This window comes from Marinobacter shengliensis, assembly GCF_030297115.1.
Classification (GTDB): domain Bacteria; phylum Pseudomonadota; class Gammaproteobacteria; order Pseudomonadales; family Oleiphilaceae; genus Marinobacter; species Marinobacter shengliensis.
Map to the genome: position 1 here is coordinate 1,967,241 of NZ_AP028062.1, position 16,224 is coordinate 1,983,464.

Annotated in this window: 12 protein-coding genes; 11 read left to right on the forward strand and 1 reads right to left on the reverse strand. The window is 56.8% G+C overall.

All coding sequences use genetic code 11. The features are described 5' to 3' along the window. Positions 1-5: 5 nt before the first annotated feature. Complete coding sequence (galU, locus tag QUE75_RS09090; RefSeq protein ID WP_061331053.1) at positions 6-842, reverse strand: UTP--glucose-1-phosphate uridylyltransferase GalU; 837 nt, start codon at positions 840-842, stop codon at positions 6-8. Positions 843-1,159: 317 nt separating this feature from the next. Here galU and QUE75_RS09095 point away from each other — a divergent pair, with 317 nt between their 5' ends. The 11 genes from QUE75_RS09095 to QUE75_RS09145 all read left to right on the forward strand — a co-directional run bounded on the left by QUE75_RS09095 (position 1,160) and on the right by QUE75_RS09145 (position 16,221). Next, a complete protein-coding gene (locus tag QUE75_RS09095; protein ID WP_286255290.1) occupies positions 1,160-2,368 on the forward strand; it encodes a ShlB/FhaC/HecB family hemolysin secretion/activation protein in 1,209 nt (402 codons plus the stop codon). An 89-nt stretch (positions 2,369-2,457) separates the two neighbouring features. Continuing rightward, a complete protein-coding gene (locus tag QUE75_RS09100; protein WP_061331055.1) occupies positions 2,458-3,996 on the forward strand; it encodes a glucan biosynthesis protein G in 1,539 nt (512 codons plus the stop codon). Positions 3,997-4,009: 13 nt separating this feature from the next. Beyond that, the gene (locus tag QUE75_RS09105) at positions 4,010-4,273 is read left to right on the forward strand and encodes a hypothetical protein (protein ID WP_058089622.1); all 264 of its coding nucleotides are present in this window, start codon (positions 4,010-4,012) and stop codon (positions 4,271-4,273) included. Then, positions 4,260-6,374, forward strand: coding sequence for a glucans biosynthesis glucosyltransferase MdoH (gene mdoH, locus QUE75_RS09110; RefSeq protein WP_286255292.1), 2,115 nt, complete (start codon positions 4,260-4,262; stop codon positions 6,372-6,374). The genes QUE75_RS09105 and mdoH overlap by 14 nt, the downstream gene beginning before the upstream one ends. A gap of 78 nt (positions 6,375-6,452) precedes the next feature. Continuing rightward, on the forward strand, positions 6,453-7,133 hold the full coding sequence (locus QUE75_RS09115) for a GntR family transcriptional regulator (protein WP_058089623.1): 681 nt from the start codon (positions 6,453-6,455) through the stop codon (positions 7,131-7,133). Between the two features lie 18 nt (positions 7,134-7,151). Further along, positions 7,152-8,039, forward strand: coding sequence for a methylisocitrate lyase (gene prpB / locus QUE75_RS09120; protein ID WP_061331057.1), 888 nt, complete (start codon positions 7,152-7,154; stop codon positions 8,037-8,039). 349 nt (positions 8,040-8,388) lie between these two features. Continuing rightward, positions 8,389-9,522, forward strand: a complete 1,134-nt coding sequence (prpC, locus tag QUE75_RS09125; protein WP_286255295.1) for a bifunctional 2-methylcitrate synthase/citrate synthase — start codon at positions 8,389-8,391, stop codon at positions 9,520-9,522. Between the two features lie 5 nt (positions 9,523-9,527). Next, the gene (gene acnD / locus QUE75_RS09130) at positions 9,528-12,152 is read left to right on the forward strand and encodes a Fe/S-dependent 2-methylisocitrate dehydratase AcnD (protein WP_286255297.1); all 2,625 of its coding nucleotides are present in this window, start codon (positions 9,528-9,530) and stop codon (positions 12,150-12,152) included. A 163-nt stretch (positions 12,153-12,315) separates the two neighbouring features. Continuing rightward, entirely contained in the window at positions 12,316-13,494 is a 1,179-nt protein-coding gene (prpF, locus tag QUE75_RS09135; RefSeq protein ID WP_061331060.1) for a 2-methylaconitate cis-trans isomerase PrpF, read from the forward strand. A gap of 206 nt (positions 13,495-13,700) precedes the next feature. Continuing rightward, on the forward strand, positions 13,701-14,636 hold the full coding sequence (locus QUE75_RS09140; RefSeq protein WP_061331061.1) for a PEP-CTERM sorting domain-containing protein: 936 nt from the start codon (positions 13,701-13,703) through the stop codon (positions 14,634-14,636). A 172-nt stretch (positions 14,637-14,808) separates the two neighbouring features. Continuing rightward, a complete protein-coding gene (locus tag QUE75_RS09145) occupies positions 14,809-16,221 on the forward strand; it encodes a TIGR03013 family XrtA/PEP-CTERM system glycosyltransferase (protein ID WP_061331062.1) in 1,413 nt (470 codons plus the stop codon). Positions 16,222-16,224: the final 3 nt, after the last annotated feature.

Genomic DNA, 16,224 nt, shown 5'->3' on the forward strand with positions numbered 1-16,224 from the left:
CCAGGTTACTTGCCTTTTTTGTAGATATTCTCGTAAACGTAGTTGGTGGCTTCCACAAAGCCGTCGATGCTGCCGCAGTCAAAACGCTGGCCCTTGAATTGGTACGCCAGCACGCAACCGTTCTTCGCCTGCTCCAGCAGTGCATCGGTAATCTGGACCTCACCGTTCTTGCCCGGAGGGGTGCGTTCGATAATGTCGAAGATATCCGGTGTCAGAATGTACCGGCCAATGATGGCGAGGTTGCTGGGTGCGTCCTCCGGAGCCGGCTTTTCCACCATGTCGGTAATGCGGTACAGGCCGTCTTTCATGGACTCGCCGGCAATCACCCCGTATTTGTGGGTTTCATCCTGCGGCACTTCTTCGATAGCCACGATGGAGCAGCGGAACTGGTTGTACAGTTTCACCATCTGCGCCAGAACACCGTCCTCGCCTTCCGGCCCCACACAGAAGTCATCAGCCAGCACCACCGCGAATGGGTTGTCACCCACCAGGTTGCGGCCAGTCAGAATGGCATGCCCCAGGCCTTTCATCTCGTTCTGACGGGTGAAGGCAAAGGTGTTGTTGGTGATCAGGTCGCGAATGGAGGTTAGCAGGCCTTCTTTTCCGGTTCCGGCAATCTGGTGCTCCAACTCGTAGCTGATGTCGAAGTGATCCTCGATGGCACGCTTGCCGCGGCCCGTTACAAAGCCGAATTCGTGGATTCCGGCTTCGGCAGCTTCCTCTACGCCGTACTGAACCAGCGGCTTGTTAACGATTGGCAGGATCTCTTTCGGCATGGCCTTGGTGGCCGGGAGAAAGCGGGTGCCGTAGCCGGCTACCGGGAAAAGGCACTTTTTGATCATGGTGTTCATCCTTAGTTTGAATCTTGCATGCTGGGAGCCGTCCCACAAAGTGTGCCAAGTGTAACCAAGTTGTTTCGCGAGTTGGAGGATTTCATTTCTGAATGTTGATTGTTGGTAATTCTGTGACCTGTTTCCTACTTCCGCTGAGCGATTGAAATATCTCGAAAATAGTTTCAGTTGGCGCACTAAGACACTGATTTAAGTAAACATTAAAATTGTAAAATTATGATGACAAGGGTGGTTGCCCGGCTCTCCATAATTTAAAGTGGCAAAGCTTCAGCACATTTACACGATCTTGACACTTCTACGGGTACTGAATGGCACATCCGCTGGTCGCAAAACGGCACGGCCCTCAACTGAGCTCCATTGCACTGTTTTCGTGCGCACTGGCTGTATTTTCGGTGCAGGGGGGTGCCAGCGAGCTTTCACTCTCCGAGCAGAATGCTCTCAGCACCCAGGAAGCCCTGTTTGCTCAGGACCGTTTGAAAGCCACCCGCGAGCATTGGCTACGGTCGAAATTCGAGTTTTCAGGACGTACCAACGACGATTCAGATCGCCTTGACGGCACGCTGAACCTTGGGTTGAAGAATATGTTCGGTGAAAGTCATCGGGCTGATCTTCGATACGCGGACTCCAAGACTTATCGAGTCAGTAACGAGCGCAAGGTCCTTGGGTTTGGCTATGGCTTGCCGGTGGGGCGCAACCAGCTGAGAATGGAGCTGACCAACACCGCCTATGATGAAGTGTCGAGGGTTGAGGGGGCCCGCTATCAGAAGGCCGGCCGAATTCGCGACGTGGCCGTAACCGGAAGCCGGCCGCTGTTCTCCGTCAGCGGTTACAGTATCCGGGGGCGGGCAGGGTATAACTCTGTAACCCGTTCGTGGACCCGGCAGAGCGATGAAAACCACAGAAATCACTACGAGGTATCCACCCTGGGCTTTGAAGCCCTGGGGCGCCATGACCTGGTGGGCGGCTTCAGTCTCTCCAGTGGATTCAGGGCTGTCACTGGCATTGAGACAGAGGCGGAACGCACGGCGGTTGGTTATCAGGATTCCCAGGACGATCAGTTCGGGCGAATGTTGTTTACGGCGTCCCTGGACCGGGAAATGCTGGACTGGCAATGGGATCTTGAAGGGCAATATCAAATTGCTTCTGCGGACATTCCCGGATCTCACCGTCTGCAGGTTGCTGGCTCAGCGCTTTCGACGGGTTTTAGCGGCCAATCCCTGAGTGTGGCGGAGGGTGGCTGGCTGCGGCTCGGTAGCCGCAGCCCCACCTTTAACGTGCCGTTTTTCCCCCAAATGCTGTCCAGTGTCAGGCTGTCGGTGCTGCGGGGCTGGGTTCCCGACGTATCGTTCCAGCAGGACCAGTCGGGCCACGTCACCTCCGGGGAGCTGTCCCTCGGCCTTTCTGCCCGCAAGTTCAGTGCCGATGTCAGCGTTGGCCGGGTACTTGGAACAACCACCGAAGCCATTGTCGTTCCAGACCACCCGGATGTGCGACTTTCCATGAGCTTAAAAATATAGTGTCTGATCGCTTACGAAGTTGTCACTTGTAGATTCCCTCCGCCCTGATGCTAGATTGAAGTAATCACCCGTGGACTGAGGAAGGATCTATGCGCTCAGGGACAGTATGGCTTGTGGTTCTGGGTTTGATGTCATTCACCACAGTGACGGCAGCCGAGTTCCGGTTTGAGGACGTGGTGGAGCAGGCTCGTGAACGGGCTGGTTCAGCTTACCAGGCTCCCGACACCATCCCGGATTTTATGCGGAATCTCAGCTATCAGGACTATCAGTCGATCCGGTTTGATCCCGAGAAAAACCTGTGGAAAGAGGCGTCATCGAAGTTTCAGGTAATGCTTGTTCCGGCCGGGAAGTTCTACACGCGCCCGGTCAATATATACGTTGTGGATGCCGAAGGTGTCAGCAAGCTGGAATTCGATAAAAGCCTGTTCAACATGCCCGATAGTGAGTTGAGCAAGCGGGTACCCGCAGATCTCGGTTACGCCGGCTTCAAACTAACCTTTCCTTTCGATGGCCCGGACATCGCCAACCAGTTTCTGGTTTTTGCCGGGGCCAGCTACTTCCGGGGTGTCAGCAAGGACACCGCCTTTGGTTTGTCGGCCCGAGGTGTGGCGGTTGACACCGGATTGCCTTCTGGTGAGCAGTTTCCTGACTTCACAGACTTCTGGCTGGTGCGCCCTGCACGTAACAGCGAAGAGATGCGGGTTTACGCCCTGCTTGATGGTCCGTCACTGACCGGGGCCTACCAGTTTACGGTCTATCCAGGAGAAGAGACCCGACTTGATGTGAAAGCCAGGCTGTTTATCCGTGACGACATTGAATTGCTCGGACTGGCCCCGCTTACCTCCATGTTCTTTTATGGTGAGAATACTCCGCGACCTGACGGCGAGTGGCGACCGCAAGTACACGACTCCGATGGCCTGCTCATTCACGACGGCGAATCCGGAGAGTGGCTATGGCGCCCACTTATCAATCCCAAAAGACTTGCCACGAGTTTCCATCAGACCAGTCGCATTGCCGGATTCGGGCTGATACAGCGAGATACAGAATTCCGCCATTTTGAAGATCTGGAAGCCCGTTACGAGCGCCGTCCCAGTGCCTGGGTTTCGATGGACGATGACTGGGGAGCGGGTGACGTTGTCTTGGTGGAAATCCCGACCGACGATGAAACCAACGACAATATAGTGGCGTTCTGGAGTCCCGACGATAAGGTTACCGGTGGGGCAGAGCGGTCGCTTGAGTATTCCATGACATTCGGTGGGCCAGATGTTGCCCGCCATCCGGGCGGGAAGGCTGTCAATACGTTCATCGGCGCCGGTGATCGCATTGGCGGTGGTGATCAGTCCGGTGCTTACCGTGTTCTGGTGGACTTTGCAGGCGGCCAGCTTGCAGACATCGAGCCCGATGCACCGGTGGTCAGCAAGGTCTCAGGTGGCGATGGTGTCGAGGTTCTCGAGCATTTTGTTGAATGGGTGCAGCCCGAGAATAAGTGGCGCCTGTCGATATTAGCGAGGCCTGCGAAAGACAGTATTCTGCAGTTGCGCGGTTATCTGGAGTTAGATGACCAGGTGGTCACCGAAACCTGGACTTACTCATTACCGCCAGGTGTCGGTCCGGGAAGTCAGCGATAACAGGGGGAACGGTATGGATGCCATGAACCAGTATCAGTTACTCGGGCGCCTGCTTGTGTACCTTGAAGCCTGTGGGTTGGAATTGAATACCGCCACGTTCGACACCGCCCTTAAGATGCTCTCGGATTTACAGCAGTCGGCCGCACAGCCTGAGGATTTTGACTGGCTCCTTGAACGCATTCCTCATTACTTCCGGATTGCGGAGGACGCACTGCCCAAGGTTGCCCCACCATTCCAGCGTGGCAGTATCGGGTACTACGCTCATGGCTCATCCTGAGCAAAAGTGCAGAACGTGGCGTCTGCGGGCAGCGGTCAGGCGGTGTGCGCTGATCTTGCTGGTTGGCGGCCAGACCCTGATTGCCGGCAATTTGCTTCTGCAGGTGCTGCCTTACCATGGGGGCACGCCCGTGGAAGTCGGTATCGTCCTTCTTTTCGCCCTGTTGTACGTCTGGATTTCGTTTGGTTTCTGGATGGCGGTATACGGCTTTGTTCTCCGGTTGTTGGGTGGTGACCGACACTCCCTGATTAACCGCCATTCCTCCCCTGAAATTGACGCAGCGCCGCTTTCCCGGACGGCTGTGGTAATGCCGATCTATCACGAGCCGGTGAGGTGGACTCTGGAAGGCCTCAAGGCCATGTACCGGGATCTTGAGCGCAGCGGAGAGCTCGACCAGTTTGATTTCTTTATCCTGTCGGACAGCCAGGACCCTGAGGTCTGGCTGGAGGAGCAGGCCGCCTGGTACCGGTTGGTAACAGAGCTGGGGGCAGAAGGGAAGATTTTTTACCGTAGACGTCGGGTTAACCTGAACTTCAAAAGCGGTAATGTCGCAGATTTCCTGCGTCGCTGGGGTCGAGGGTATGAATATATGGTTGTTCTGGATGCAGACAGCCTGTTAGCCGGCGACACCATCAGGAAAATGGTTCGTTTGATGAACCTTGAGCCAAGGGTTGGCATCCTGCAAAGCGCACCGACAGTGATTAACGGCCAGTCGGCTTTCGCCAGAATTCAACAGTTCGCCAGCAGGCTCTACTCGCCATTGTTTGCCACCGGGCTGGCGGCCATACAGATGGGCGATGCGGTCTTCTGGGGCCACAACGCGATCATTCGCGTGGCACCATTCATGTCTCACTGTGGGTTGCGTAAGTTGTCAGGGTTTGGCATCTGGCGCGGGCCGATCATGAGCCACGATTTCGTGGAAGCGGCGTTTCTGGGGCGGGCCGGATACGAAGTGTGGCTGGAACCGACGTTGGCCCATAGCTATGAAGAATCCCCTCCAACACTGGATGATGAGCTTGCCCGGGATCAGCGTTGGTCGAAGGGAAATCTGCAGCATGCCTTCCTTATGCTGCTGGCACCGAAGCTCCGAATGGCTCACCGTCTGGCGTTCCTGAACGGCATCATGGCTTACGCGGCCTCGCCGTTGTGGCTGGCCTTTCTGGTGTTGACCACGATTGCCGCCGTACAGCTTACCCTGGCTCCGATAGATTACTTCCCGGACGGTCATGAAAGTCTTTTCCCTCTATGGCCCGAGTGGCGGCCCGAGTGGGCGATTCTCCTTGTGACCAGTACGCTGGCCCTTCTTTTTTTACCAAAGTTTCTGGCCGTTGCGGATGTCGTCCTGAAAGGCGAATTGAGAAGGTATGGAGGGGGGCCGCGCCTTTTGATCAGTGTGTTTCTGGAGATCATGGTTTCCGTGCTCCTGGCGCCCATCCGGATGTTGGCCCATAGCCGATTCGTTGTCTCGGCACTGTTAAACCTCCGACTGGGCTGGGCGGCCCAGAACCGAACAGAAGAGATTCGCTGGCGGGATGCGCTGGTACAGCATCTGCCAGGTTTTCTGGTTGGTGGTGGTTGGTCATTGTTCGCGATGGCACTCGACCCTATGTTTTTCTATTGGTCCTTGCCTGTTTCGGTACCGCTGATACTGGCGGCACCAACGACGGTCTGGCTGAGTCGGATCAGCAAAAGAGAAGCTCTGGGGCGATATCACCTGTTACAGATACCAGACACCCTGACCCCGATCCCGTTACTGGAAGACGCACGGAAGTTGCGAGAACGGCTGTCCGTGGATCAGGAACTGACACCGTTGGAGCGGGCGATCATTGTGCCGCCGGCTAACCGCCTTCATCGGCACCTTGCCCGGCCCAAGGCCCGGGGGGCGAAACGGGCATCGATAGATGCGGCCGTCGAACAATGCGTGAAATCCGGCTACCCGACGATGGATAAGAAGGCGCTTTCTCTTGCCCTGGAGGATGCCCAGGCTCTTGCTGACTTGCATAAATGTGCTTGGAATGCTCCGGTTTCGTCGTTCTGGGGCGCACGCGTACAGGCGTTTGTAGAAAGGCGACTCAACCAGACTGTAGACAATACGACTTAAGATAGAGGTTCTATTGTTGACAATCCGGGTTGTTGGGCGTAATTTCACCAGCATCACTCATTGGATTGTTAACAAAACATGGTTCAAGCTCCGGCCCAAGTACATACTCGTGCAGATGAAGCCTTTGATTGTCTGCAAACCGCCATCGTGATGGGTGACCTTGCGCCCGGTGAAAAGATCGGCGAAGTCGAACTCTGCTCCCGCTTTAATCTCACCCGTGGTCCCCTGAGAGAGGCGCTTGGCCGCCTTGAGTCCCGTGGTTTGCTGGTGCGCCGGCCCCATGCTGGTGTGAAAGTGGTATCTGTCAGTGCTGAAGAGCTGCTGGAGCTGTACCGAATTCGTGAAGTTATGGAAGGGTTGGCTGCCCGCCAGGCCGCCGAACGGATGACCGATGAGGAAATCCGCGACCTGAAAGCTACACTGGATAGTCACGAGAAAATGATTGAAGAAGCCCAGGGCCAGGCCTATTACCAGGCCGAGGGTGACTACGATTTCCACCACCGGATTGCCACCGGCAGCCGCAACACCAAGCTGGCCCAGATGCTGCTGGGTGATCTGTATTACATGGTGCGCATGTACCGTTACCGGTTAAGCACCTCCGCCGGGCGCCCACACATGGCGCTGGGTGAACACCGCCGTATCGTCGAAGCCATTGCCCAGCGCGATGGCGAACTCGCCGAATTCCTTATGAAAAGACACATCAATGCCGCACGCCAGAATATCGAACAAAAGATTCAGCAAGGCGTGTTAACAATCTGATCCAAGAGGTAATGTCCCATGGCTAACCAACTCTCCCCGGGCGCTCGTTTCCGCAAGGCCCTGAAAGAAAACCATCCACTGCAGATCGTTGGTACCATCAACGCATACACCGCCATGATGGCGGAGCGGGTAGGGCACCAGGCCATCTATTTGTCGGGTGGTGGCGTCGCCAACGCCTCCTATGGCCTGCCGGATCTGGGCATGACCACCATGAACGACGTTGTTGAAGACGTGCGCCGCATCACTGCCGCCACAGAAGTGCCGCTGCTGGTTGATATCGACACCGGCTGGGGTGGCGCGTTCAACATCGGCCGCACCATTCGTGAAATGGAACGTGCCGGCGCTGCGGCTGTGCATATTGAAGACCAGGTTGCCCAGAAGCGATGTGGCCACCGTCCGAACAAAGAGATTGTGTCCAAAGAAGAGATGGTCGACCGCATCAAGGCTGCTGCCGATGCCCGCCAGGACAAAGACTTCTTCATCATGGCCCGCACCGACGCCTTCCAGAAAGAAGGCCTGGAAGCCGCCATCGACCGCGCCAAAGCCTGCATCGAAGCTGGTGCCGACGGCATCTTCGCCGAAGCCGTTCACGAACTGAGCGACTACAAAGCCTTCGCCGAAGCCATCGACGCCCCGATCCTGGCCAACATCACCGAATTCGGCGCCACCCCGCTGTACAACCGCTCCGAACTGGCCGAAGCCGGCGCCGCCATGGTTCTGTACCCCCTGAGCGCCTTCCGCGCCATGAACAAAGCCGCCCTGGCCGTGTACCAGAACATCCTGGAAAAAGGCGACCAGAAAGACGTGGTAGACCTGATGCAAACCCGAATGGAACTGTACGATTTCCTCAACTACCACGACTTCGAACAAAAGCTGGACCAGCTGTTTGCTCAGAAAAAGGACTAATAAGGGGGCTGTCCCAAGGGGTCTGTCCCCGAACGGGGACCGACCCCACTTTGGAACAGCTAACTCCGGAGTAAGGGGTCTGTCCCCGAATGGGGACTGACCCACCTTGGAACAGCAGACTCCGGAGTAAGGGGTCTGTCCCCGCATGGGGACTGACCCCATTTTGGAACAGCTGACTCCGGAGAATGACCGAGGTAAAAGTGGGTCAGACCCCATTCGGGGTCAGACCCGATAGACGCAATGGGTTCTAGTCCCTGCATCAACGGGCAAAAGTGGGTCAGACCCCATTCGGGGTCAGACCCTGGGGACAGAACCCCAACAGAAAAATCAGAAACAACGGGAGACCAACATGGCTGAAGCAAAGAAACTTAGTGGCGCAGGCCTGCGAGGCCAGGTAGCTGGCGAAACCGCGCTGTGTACCGTCGGCAAAACCGGCACCGGCTTGACCTACCGCGGCTACGACGTGACCGATCTCGCCGCCAACGCCCAGTTCGAAGAAGTAGCCTACCTGCTACTACGCGGCAAACTGCCAAACCAGGCCGAGCTGGACGCCTACAAAGCCAAGCTCAAAAGCCTGCGCAACCTGCCAGACGCCCTGAAACTGGTGCTTGAGCAAATCCCCAAAGACGCTCACCCCATGGACGTGATGCGTACCGGCTGCTCCATGCTAGGTAACCTGGAAACCGAAAACGATTTCAGCGAGCAGGACGACAAGATCGATCGCATGCTGGCCACCTTCCCGGCCATCATCACTTATTGGTACCGCTTCGCCCACGAAGGCGTGCGCATCGACACCGCCAACAGCGAATGCGACTCCATCGGTGGCCTGTTCCTGGAACTGCTGCACGGCAAGAAGCCCAGCGAGCTGCACGAGCGGGTGATGAACGTCTCCCTGATCCTGTATGCGGAGCACGAGTTCAACGCGTCAACCTTTACCGCCCGCGTTTGTGCCTCCACGCTGTCTGATATCCACAGCTGCGTAACCGGCGCCATCGGCTCCCTGCGTGGCCCGCTGCACGGCGGTGCCAACGAAGCGGCCATGGAACTGATCCAGCGTTTCCAGACGCCGGAAGAGGCCGAAGCCGGCCTGATGGGCATGCTGGAACGCAAAGAGAAAATCATGGGCTTCGGACACGCCATCTACAAAGAGTCCGACCCGCGCAACGCTATCATCAAGCAATGGTCCGAGAAACTGGCGAAAGAAGTAGGCGACACTGTGCTGTACCCGGTTTCTGTGCGTTGTGAAGAAGTCATGTGGCGCGAGAAGAAACTGTTCTGCAACGCCGACTTCTTCCATGCATCTGCTTATCACTTCATGGGCATCCCCACCGAACTGTTCACCCCCATTTTCGTGATGTCGCGGGTATCCGGCTGGACCGCCCACGTGAAAGAACAACGCGCCAACAACCGCATCATCCGCCCGAGCGCGGACTACACTGGTCCTGAGCATCAGGATTGGTTGCCGATTGAAGAGCGGAGCTGATTATTATGAACACCGTATTCAGAAAACCCCTTCCAGGCACCGACCTGGAATACTACGACACCCGCCAGGCGGTGGAGGCTATCCAGCCCGGCGCCTACGCCAAGCTGCCATACACCTCCAAGATCCTGGCTGAGCAGCTGGTTCGCCGCTGCGACAAGGAATCCCTTACCGATTCCCTGAAGCAGCTGATTGAACGCCGTCGCGACCTGGACTTCCCCTGGTACCCGGCGCGGGTAGTGTGCCACGACATCCTCGGCCAGACTGCCCTGGTGGACCTGGCCGGGCTGCGTGACGCCATCGCAGAGAAGGGCGGAGACCCCGCCAAAGTGAACCCGGTGGTACAAACCCAGCTGATCGTGGATCACTCCCTGGCCGTTGAGGCTCCCGGCTTTGACCCGGACGCGTTTGAAAAGAACCGCGCCATCGAAGACCGCCGCAATGAAGACCGGTTCCACTTCATCAACTGGACCCGCACCGCGTTCAAGAACGTAGACGTGATTCCAGCCGGTAACGGCATCATGCACCAGATCAACCTGGAGAAAATGTCTCCGGTGATCCAGAACCGCCCGGACGAAGACGGTCATCCGATTGCCTTCCCGGACACCTGCGTGGGCACCGATAGCCATACCCCGCACATCGACGCCCTGGGTGTGATTGCGGTAGGTGTGGGTGGCCTGGAAGCGGAAACCGTGATGCTGGGCCGTCCGTCCATGATGCGCCTGCCGGATATCGTGGGTGTGAAACTGACTGGCAAGCGCCAACCGGGCATCACTGCCACCGATATCGTGCTGGCCATTACCGAATTCCTGCGCAAGGAGCGCGTGGTTGGCGCCTATCTGGAATTCTTCGGGGAAGGTGCGTCCAGCCTCACCATCGGTGACCGTGCCACCATTTCCAACATGACTCCGGAATACGGTGCCACCGCTGCGATGTTCTACATCGACGAGCAAACCATCGACTACCTGAAACTGACCGGCCGTGAGCCAGAGCAGGTAGACTTGGTAGAGAAGTACGCCAGAGAAACCGGCCTGTGGGCCACGGAAATGACCGAAGCCCAGTACGAGCGCGTGCTGGAGTTTGATCTGTCTACCGTGGTGCGAAACGTGGCTGGCCCGTCCAATCCGCATCGCCGTGTTGCCACTTCCGATCTGCATGACCGTGGCATTGCCGTTAACCTGGACAAGGCACTGGAAGAAGAGAAGAAGGGCCTGATGCCCGATGGCGCAGTGATCATCGCGGCCATCACCTCTTGCACCAACACCTCCAACCCTCGCAACGTAGTGGCTGCCGGCCTGGTGGCCAAGAAAGCCAACGAGCTGGGGCTGGTGCGCAAGCCGTGGGTGAAATCTTCCTTCGCGCCGGGCTCCAAGGTTGCCCGCCTGTACCTGGAAGAAGCTGGCCTGCTGCCGGAACTGGAAAAGCTGGGCTTCGGTATCGTGGCCTACGCCTGCACTACCTGTAACGGGATGTCTGGCGCCCTGGATCCGAAAATCCAGAAAGAAATCATTGATCGCGACCTGTACTCCACAGCAGTGCTGTCTGGTAACCGTAACTTCGACGGCCGGATTCACCCTTACGCCAAACAGGCGTTCCTGGCGTCTCCGCCCCTGGTTGTGGCCTACGCCATCGCCGGTACCGTGCGTTTTGATATCGAGCGGGATGCCCTGGGTTACAGCAAGGATGGCAAGCCGGTCACCCTGAAAGATCTGTGGCCGTCTGATGAAGAAATCGACCGCATCGTTGGCGAATTCGTGAAACCGGAGCAGTTCAAGCAGGTGTACATTCCGATGTTCAATCTGGATGCTGCCGAGCAGGCCAAAAGCCCGCTGTACGAGTGGCGCCCGCAGTCCACCTACATCCGCCGCCCGCCTTACTGGGAAGGCACCATGGCCGCTGAGCGGGAACTCAAGGGCATGCGCCCGCTGGCAATCCTGCCGGACAACATCACCACCGACCACCTGTCGCCGTCCAACGCCATCATGATGGACTCGGCAGCAGGTGAATACCTGCACAAAATGGGCCTGCCGGAGGAGGACTTTAACTCCTACGCCACCCACCGTGGTGACCACCTGACCGCCCAGCGCGCGACTCTGGCCAACCCGAAGCTGTTCAACGAAATGGTTCGGGACGAGAACGGCGAAGTAGTGCAGGGCTCCCTGGCCCGTGTTGAGCCGGAAGGCAAGACCATGCGCATGTGGGAAGCCATCGAAACCTACATGGAGCGCAAGCAGCCGCTGATCATCGTAGCCGGCGCCGACTATGGCCAGGGTTCTTCCCGTGACTGGGCGGCGAAGGGCGTTGCTCTGGCGGGCGTGGAAGCGATTGTGGCCGAAGGCTTCGAACGCATTCACCGCACCAACCTGATCGGTATGGGCGTAATGCCCCTCCAGTTCGAGGAAGGCACCACCCGCCACACCCTGCAGCTGGACGGCACCGAAACCTACGATGTGGAAGGCAAGGCTGCACCGGGAGCCAAACTGGAACTGGTGATTCACCGCAAGACCGGCGAAGTGGACCGTGTTCCGGTGATCTGCCGCTTGGATACAGCAGAAGAAGTCACCGTGTACACCGCAGGCGGCGTACTGCAGCGCTTCGCGCAGGATTTCCTCGCTTCTGAAGGTGCTGCGTAACCAGGCGGCGAGGGAAATAGTCTGACCCCGAGCGCTGATTTTAGGGGTCTGACCCCGCATGGGGTCAGACCCCACTTTGGATCCAAACTCCGAACCTAAGGGGTCTGACCCCGCATGGGGTCAGACCCCACTTTAGAACCAGACTCCAAACCCGAGGCACACCATGAGCTTCCCCCCACAAATCAAAGTCCCCGCCACCTACATGCGTGGCGGCACCAGCAAAGGCGTGTTCTTTCGCCTGCAAGACCTGCCGGAGCCCTGCCAGGTGCCCGGCGAAGCACGGGACAAGCTGCTGCTGCGAGTCATCGGCAGCCCCGATCCCTACGAAAAGCAGATCGACGGCCTGGGCAACGCCACCTCCAGTACCAGTAAAACGGTCATCCTGGCGGCGCCAACCCAACCAGACCACGATGTGGACTACCTGTTCGGCCAGGTCTCCATCGATAAGCCGTTCGTGGACTGGAGCGGCAACTGCGGTAACCTGACAGCTGCGGTAGGCGCCTTCGCCATCAACGGCGGCTTTGTCGCCAAAGACCGCATTCCAGACAACGGTATCTGTACCGTGCGTATCTGGCAGGCCAACATCCAGAAAACCATCGTGGCCCATGTACCCATCACCAACGGTGAAGTGCAGGAAACCGGCGATTTCGAACTGGATGGTGTGACCTTTCCGGCCGCAGAAGTGAAAATCGAGTTCATGGACCCGGCCGATGGCGAAGGCGCCATGTTCCCCACGGGTAACCTGGTGGATGACCTGGAAGTACCGGGCGTCGGAAGCCTGAAGGCCACTATGATCAACGCCGGTATACCGACCATCTTCGTCAATGCGGAAGATATCGGCTACAAAGGCACCGAGCTGCAGAACGACATCAACAGCGACCCCAAAGCACTGGCGATGTTTGAGACCATTCGTGCCCATGGCGCGGTAAAGATGGGGCTGATCAAGGACGTCGCCGAAGCCGCCAACCGCCAGCACACGCCAAAAGTGGCGTTTGTAGCCAAACCAGTGGATTACGTCTCGTCCAGTGGCAAGCAGATCAACGCGGCAGACATCAATGTGCTGGTTCGAGCGCTGTCCATGGGCAAGCTGCACCACGCCATGATGGGCACCGCTGCCGTGGCCATTGCCACCGCCTCCGCCATTCCCGGAACCCTGGTGAACCTGGCGGCCGGCGGCGGAGATCGCACCGAAGTCACCTTTGGTCACCCCTCCGGAACCCTGGGTGTGGGTGCTGAAGCCAAAGAAGTTAACGGCCAGTGGACCGCCACCAAAGCCATCATGAGCCGCAGCGCGCGGATTATCATGGAAGGCTGGGTGAGGGTGCCCGGCGACTGTTTCTGATTCGTTACAGTCAGACCTATGAGGTGTTGAAGGATTTTACACATTCCGGATACACCTCCGGTTTTTCCCTTCTAAAGTTCCTCTATCTCCCTGATATTTAAAGCCTGACGTGAAACTGGACAGTTTATTGCTGCACGGACCGCTTGGCCGGCGGTTATAAGCGCCGACCAACAACGCGGATTTTTTATCTAAAGGGAGATTAGACAGTGAATCGTATTCCTGAATCATTCAAAAAGCCGGCACTGCTGGCAGGTTGCGCGGCCCTGACACTTGCTTTCTCAGCAACGTCATTGGCGGCACCGATCATCATGGAAGGTGATTATGTTCGTACCGCCATCAGCGACAACGGCACGCTGGGTTACGGCGGAACGACCTCCCCTGGCTTGCTGCACGATCCAAGCGGCACACGCAGCTGGGGCGCAGAGGACTATCTGACTCCTGGCAGTCCCTGGGAAATGTTTGGTGTGAAGGCCGATCAGTTCGGCAACGTTCACAATAACAATGATTGGCCCAGCAACATTGGTTCCACCTCCCTGACGGATATCAGTGGCGGTTCCGCCTTCGATAACCACGTGCTTTGGAGTGGAACCTACGGTGGGATGTTCAATATCACCCACGAATACATCTTCAATGACAATTACGAGCGCATTGATGTCCTGACCTCTATCGAGGCCCTGACTGACCTGACCGGCCTGAAATTCCTGCGGGCGATTGATCCGGATCCCGATGTAAACACCTACGGCAGTTTCAACACCATCAATACCCGAGGCGGAGCAGGCATTGCCGAGGAAGACTTTGTAAACTCCCAGGGCGCCCAGACTGGCCTGACCCTTGGCTTGTACACAAACTCTTCGATCGAGCATAACACCGGTATCACCTCGTCCTGGAGCTATGACCCGGATACCTACCTGGCCGGTCAGAACGACGGCGATGGCGATAACGTCATTGGCCTGGCGTTCAACATTGGCAACCTGTTCCAGGGTGACCTGGTCAAGCTGAGCTACTCCTATGTGATGGGTGAAACCCTCGACAACGTCGACATTCCTGACGAGCCTGTGGCGAGTGTTCCTGAGCCGGGTACGCTTGGTCTGCTGGGTCTGGGCCTGGCTGGCTTGTTGGGTGTTCGTCGCCGTAACAAGTAAACCCTTGGGTCAAACGTATGATCGGGATCTCATCTGTGAGATTCCGATCTTTGTTTTTAAAGGACTCATTGAAGTTTCAGGAGATTGAAGTACAATTCTGTTACGGTTTGTTACGGTGTGTAGCAAAGGATGCTGGCAGTACAGTGCAGTGTGAACCGCACAAGGAGTCGACGTGGCCCACGTCAGGTTGTTCAGACACTATATTCACTTACCTTTCGTCATCCTTGGCCTGATTGATCTGGTCGTGATGGGCTTTGCCTTTGGTTTGGCGGTGTTCTTCCGCTTTTTTGGTGAAGTCGGTTTCTTCCTTGAACACCTGTATTTTGTCTTTCCCTCCATCATTACGTTTGCCCTGTTTAACCTGCTGGTTATGATTGCCTTGGGTGTGCATCAGTCGCGGGTGGAAGAGGGCATGTCCGGCATGATGCTAAGAACCATCATGGCCATGATTCTCGCCATACCGGTTCACGGTTTCGCTTACTTCATTGCCGATGACTGGCTTTGGTATCTGGGCAGCTTCGGCCTGCTTACCTCCGCCACGGTCCTGGCCATTTTTTCGTTAGGCATAGTGCGCGTCCTGTTTTTTGCCCTGGTTGGCAAAGAGGCATTCAAACGCCGTGTGTTGGTGCTTGGCGCAGGGCACCGGGCCAGGCAACTGCTGGAAGATCTCACCACCCCATTCAACCGCAAGGGGTTCACGCTTGATGGCTTTGTCCCACTTCCGGACGAACCCATCGAAGTGGGTGATCAGCACCTGATCAACCTGCCCACATCATTACACGACTACGTATTGCGCCATCCCGTTCGGGAGATCGTGGTAGCTGTAGATGACCGCCGGCGCGGCTTGCCGATGGAAGACCTTCTGGAATGCAAAATGGAAGGTGTCAGTATTATTGACGGTGCCAATTTCTATGAGCGGGAATCGCGGAAAGTGGCCCTGGAAATGATCAGCCACGGTTGGCTGGTGTTCTCGGATGGTTTCTCCGTGTCATCTGTCTACGGTGCTGGCAAGCGAACGCTCGATATTCTCGCCGCAGGCACACTGCTGCTGGCGACGTTTCCCATCATGATCCTCACCGCACTTGCCATCAAACTGGAAGACGGCTTCAAAGCGCCGGTGATATACAGCCAGGAGCGGGTGGGGCTTAACAATAAAGTCTTTAAGGTTCATAAGTTCCGTTCGATGATCACCGATGCCGAAAAGGACGGAGCCGTCTGGGCAAAAAAGAACGATACCCGGGTAACTCGCGTTGGCGAGTTTATCCGGAAAGTCAGGATCGATGAGCTGCCACAAATCTTTAACGTTCTTAACGGCACCATGGCGTTTGTAGGGCCAAGGCCGGAACGCCCGGTATTCGTGGCGCAGTTAGCAGAGAAGATTCCGTTTTATTCGGAACGCCACCGCGTAAAGCCGGGCCTGACTGGCTGGGCACAGCTATGCTTTGCCTACGCAGACAACGAAGAAGACACCCGGGAAAAGCTTCGTTACGACCTTTATTACATCAAGAATCAGAGTTTGCTTCTTGATCTGTTGGTTATAATTCAGACAGTAGAAGTGGTATTGTTCAAAAAAGGATCAAGGTAGTTT

What these genes read in the sequence shown, in the direction of transcription:
- galU (WP_061331053.1), bottom strand. Translation starts at nt 842, where the DNA reads ATGATCAAAAAGTGCCTTTTCCCGGTAGCCGGCTACGGCACCCGCTTT.
- QUE75_RS09095 (WP_286255290.1), top strand. Translation starts at nt 1,160, where the DNA reads ATGGCACATCCGCTGGTCGCAAAACGGCACGGCCCTCAACTGAGCTCC.
- QUE75_RS09100 (WP_061331055.1), top strand. Translation starts at nt 2,458, where the DNA reads ATGCGCTCAGGGACAGTATGGCTTGTGGTTCTGGGTTTGATGTCATTC.
- QUE75_RS09105 (WP_058089622.1), top strand. Translation starts at nt 4,010, where the DNA reads ATGGATGCCATGAACCAGTATCAGTTACTCGGGCGCCTGCTTGTGTAC.
- mdoH (WP_286255292.1), top strand. Translation starts at nt 4,260, where the DNA reads ATGGCTCATCCTGAGCAAAAGTGCAGAACGTGGCGTCTGCGGGCAGCG.
- QUE75_RS09115 (WP_058089623.1), top strand. Translation starts at nt 6,453, where the DNA reads ATGGTTCAAGCTCCGGCCCAAGTACATACTCGTGCAGATGAAGCCTTT.
- prpB (WP_061331057.1), top strand. Translation starts at nt 7,152, where the DNA reads ATGGCTAACCAACTCTCCCCGGGCGCTCGTTTCCGCAAGGCCCTGAAA.
- prpC (WP_286255295.1), top strand. Translation starts at nt 8,389, where the DNA reads ATGGCTGAAGCAAAGAAACTTAGTGGCGCAGGCCTGCGAGGCCAGGTA.
- acnD (WP_286255297.1), top strand. Translation starts at nt 9,528, where the DNA reads ATGAACACCGTATTCAGAAAACCCCTTCCAGGCACCGACCTGGAATAC.
- prpF (WP_061331060.1), top strand. Translation starts at nt 12,316, where the DNA reads ATGAGCTTCCCCCCACAAATCAAAGTCCCCGCCACCTACATGCGTGGC.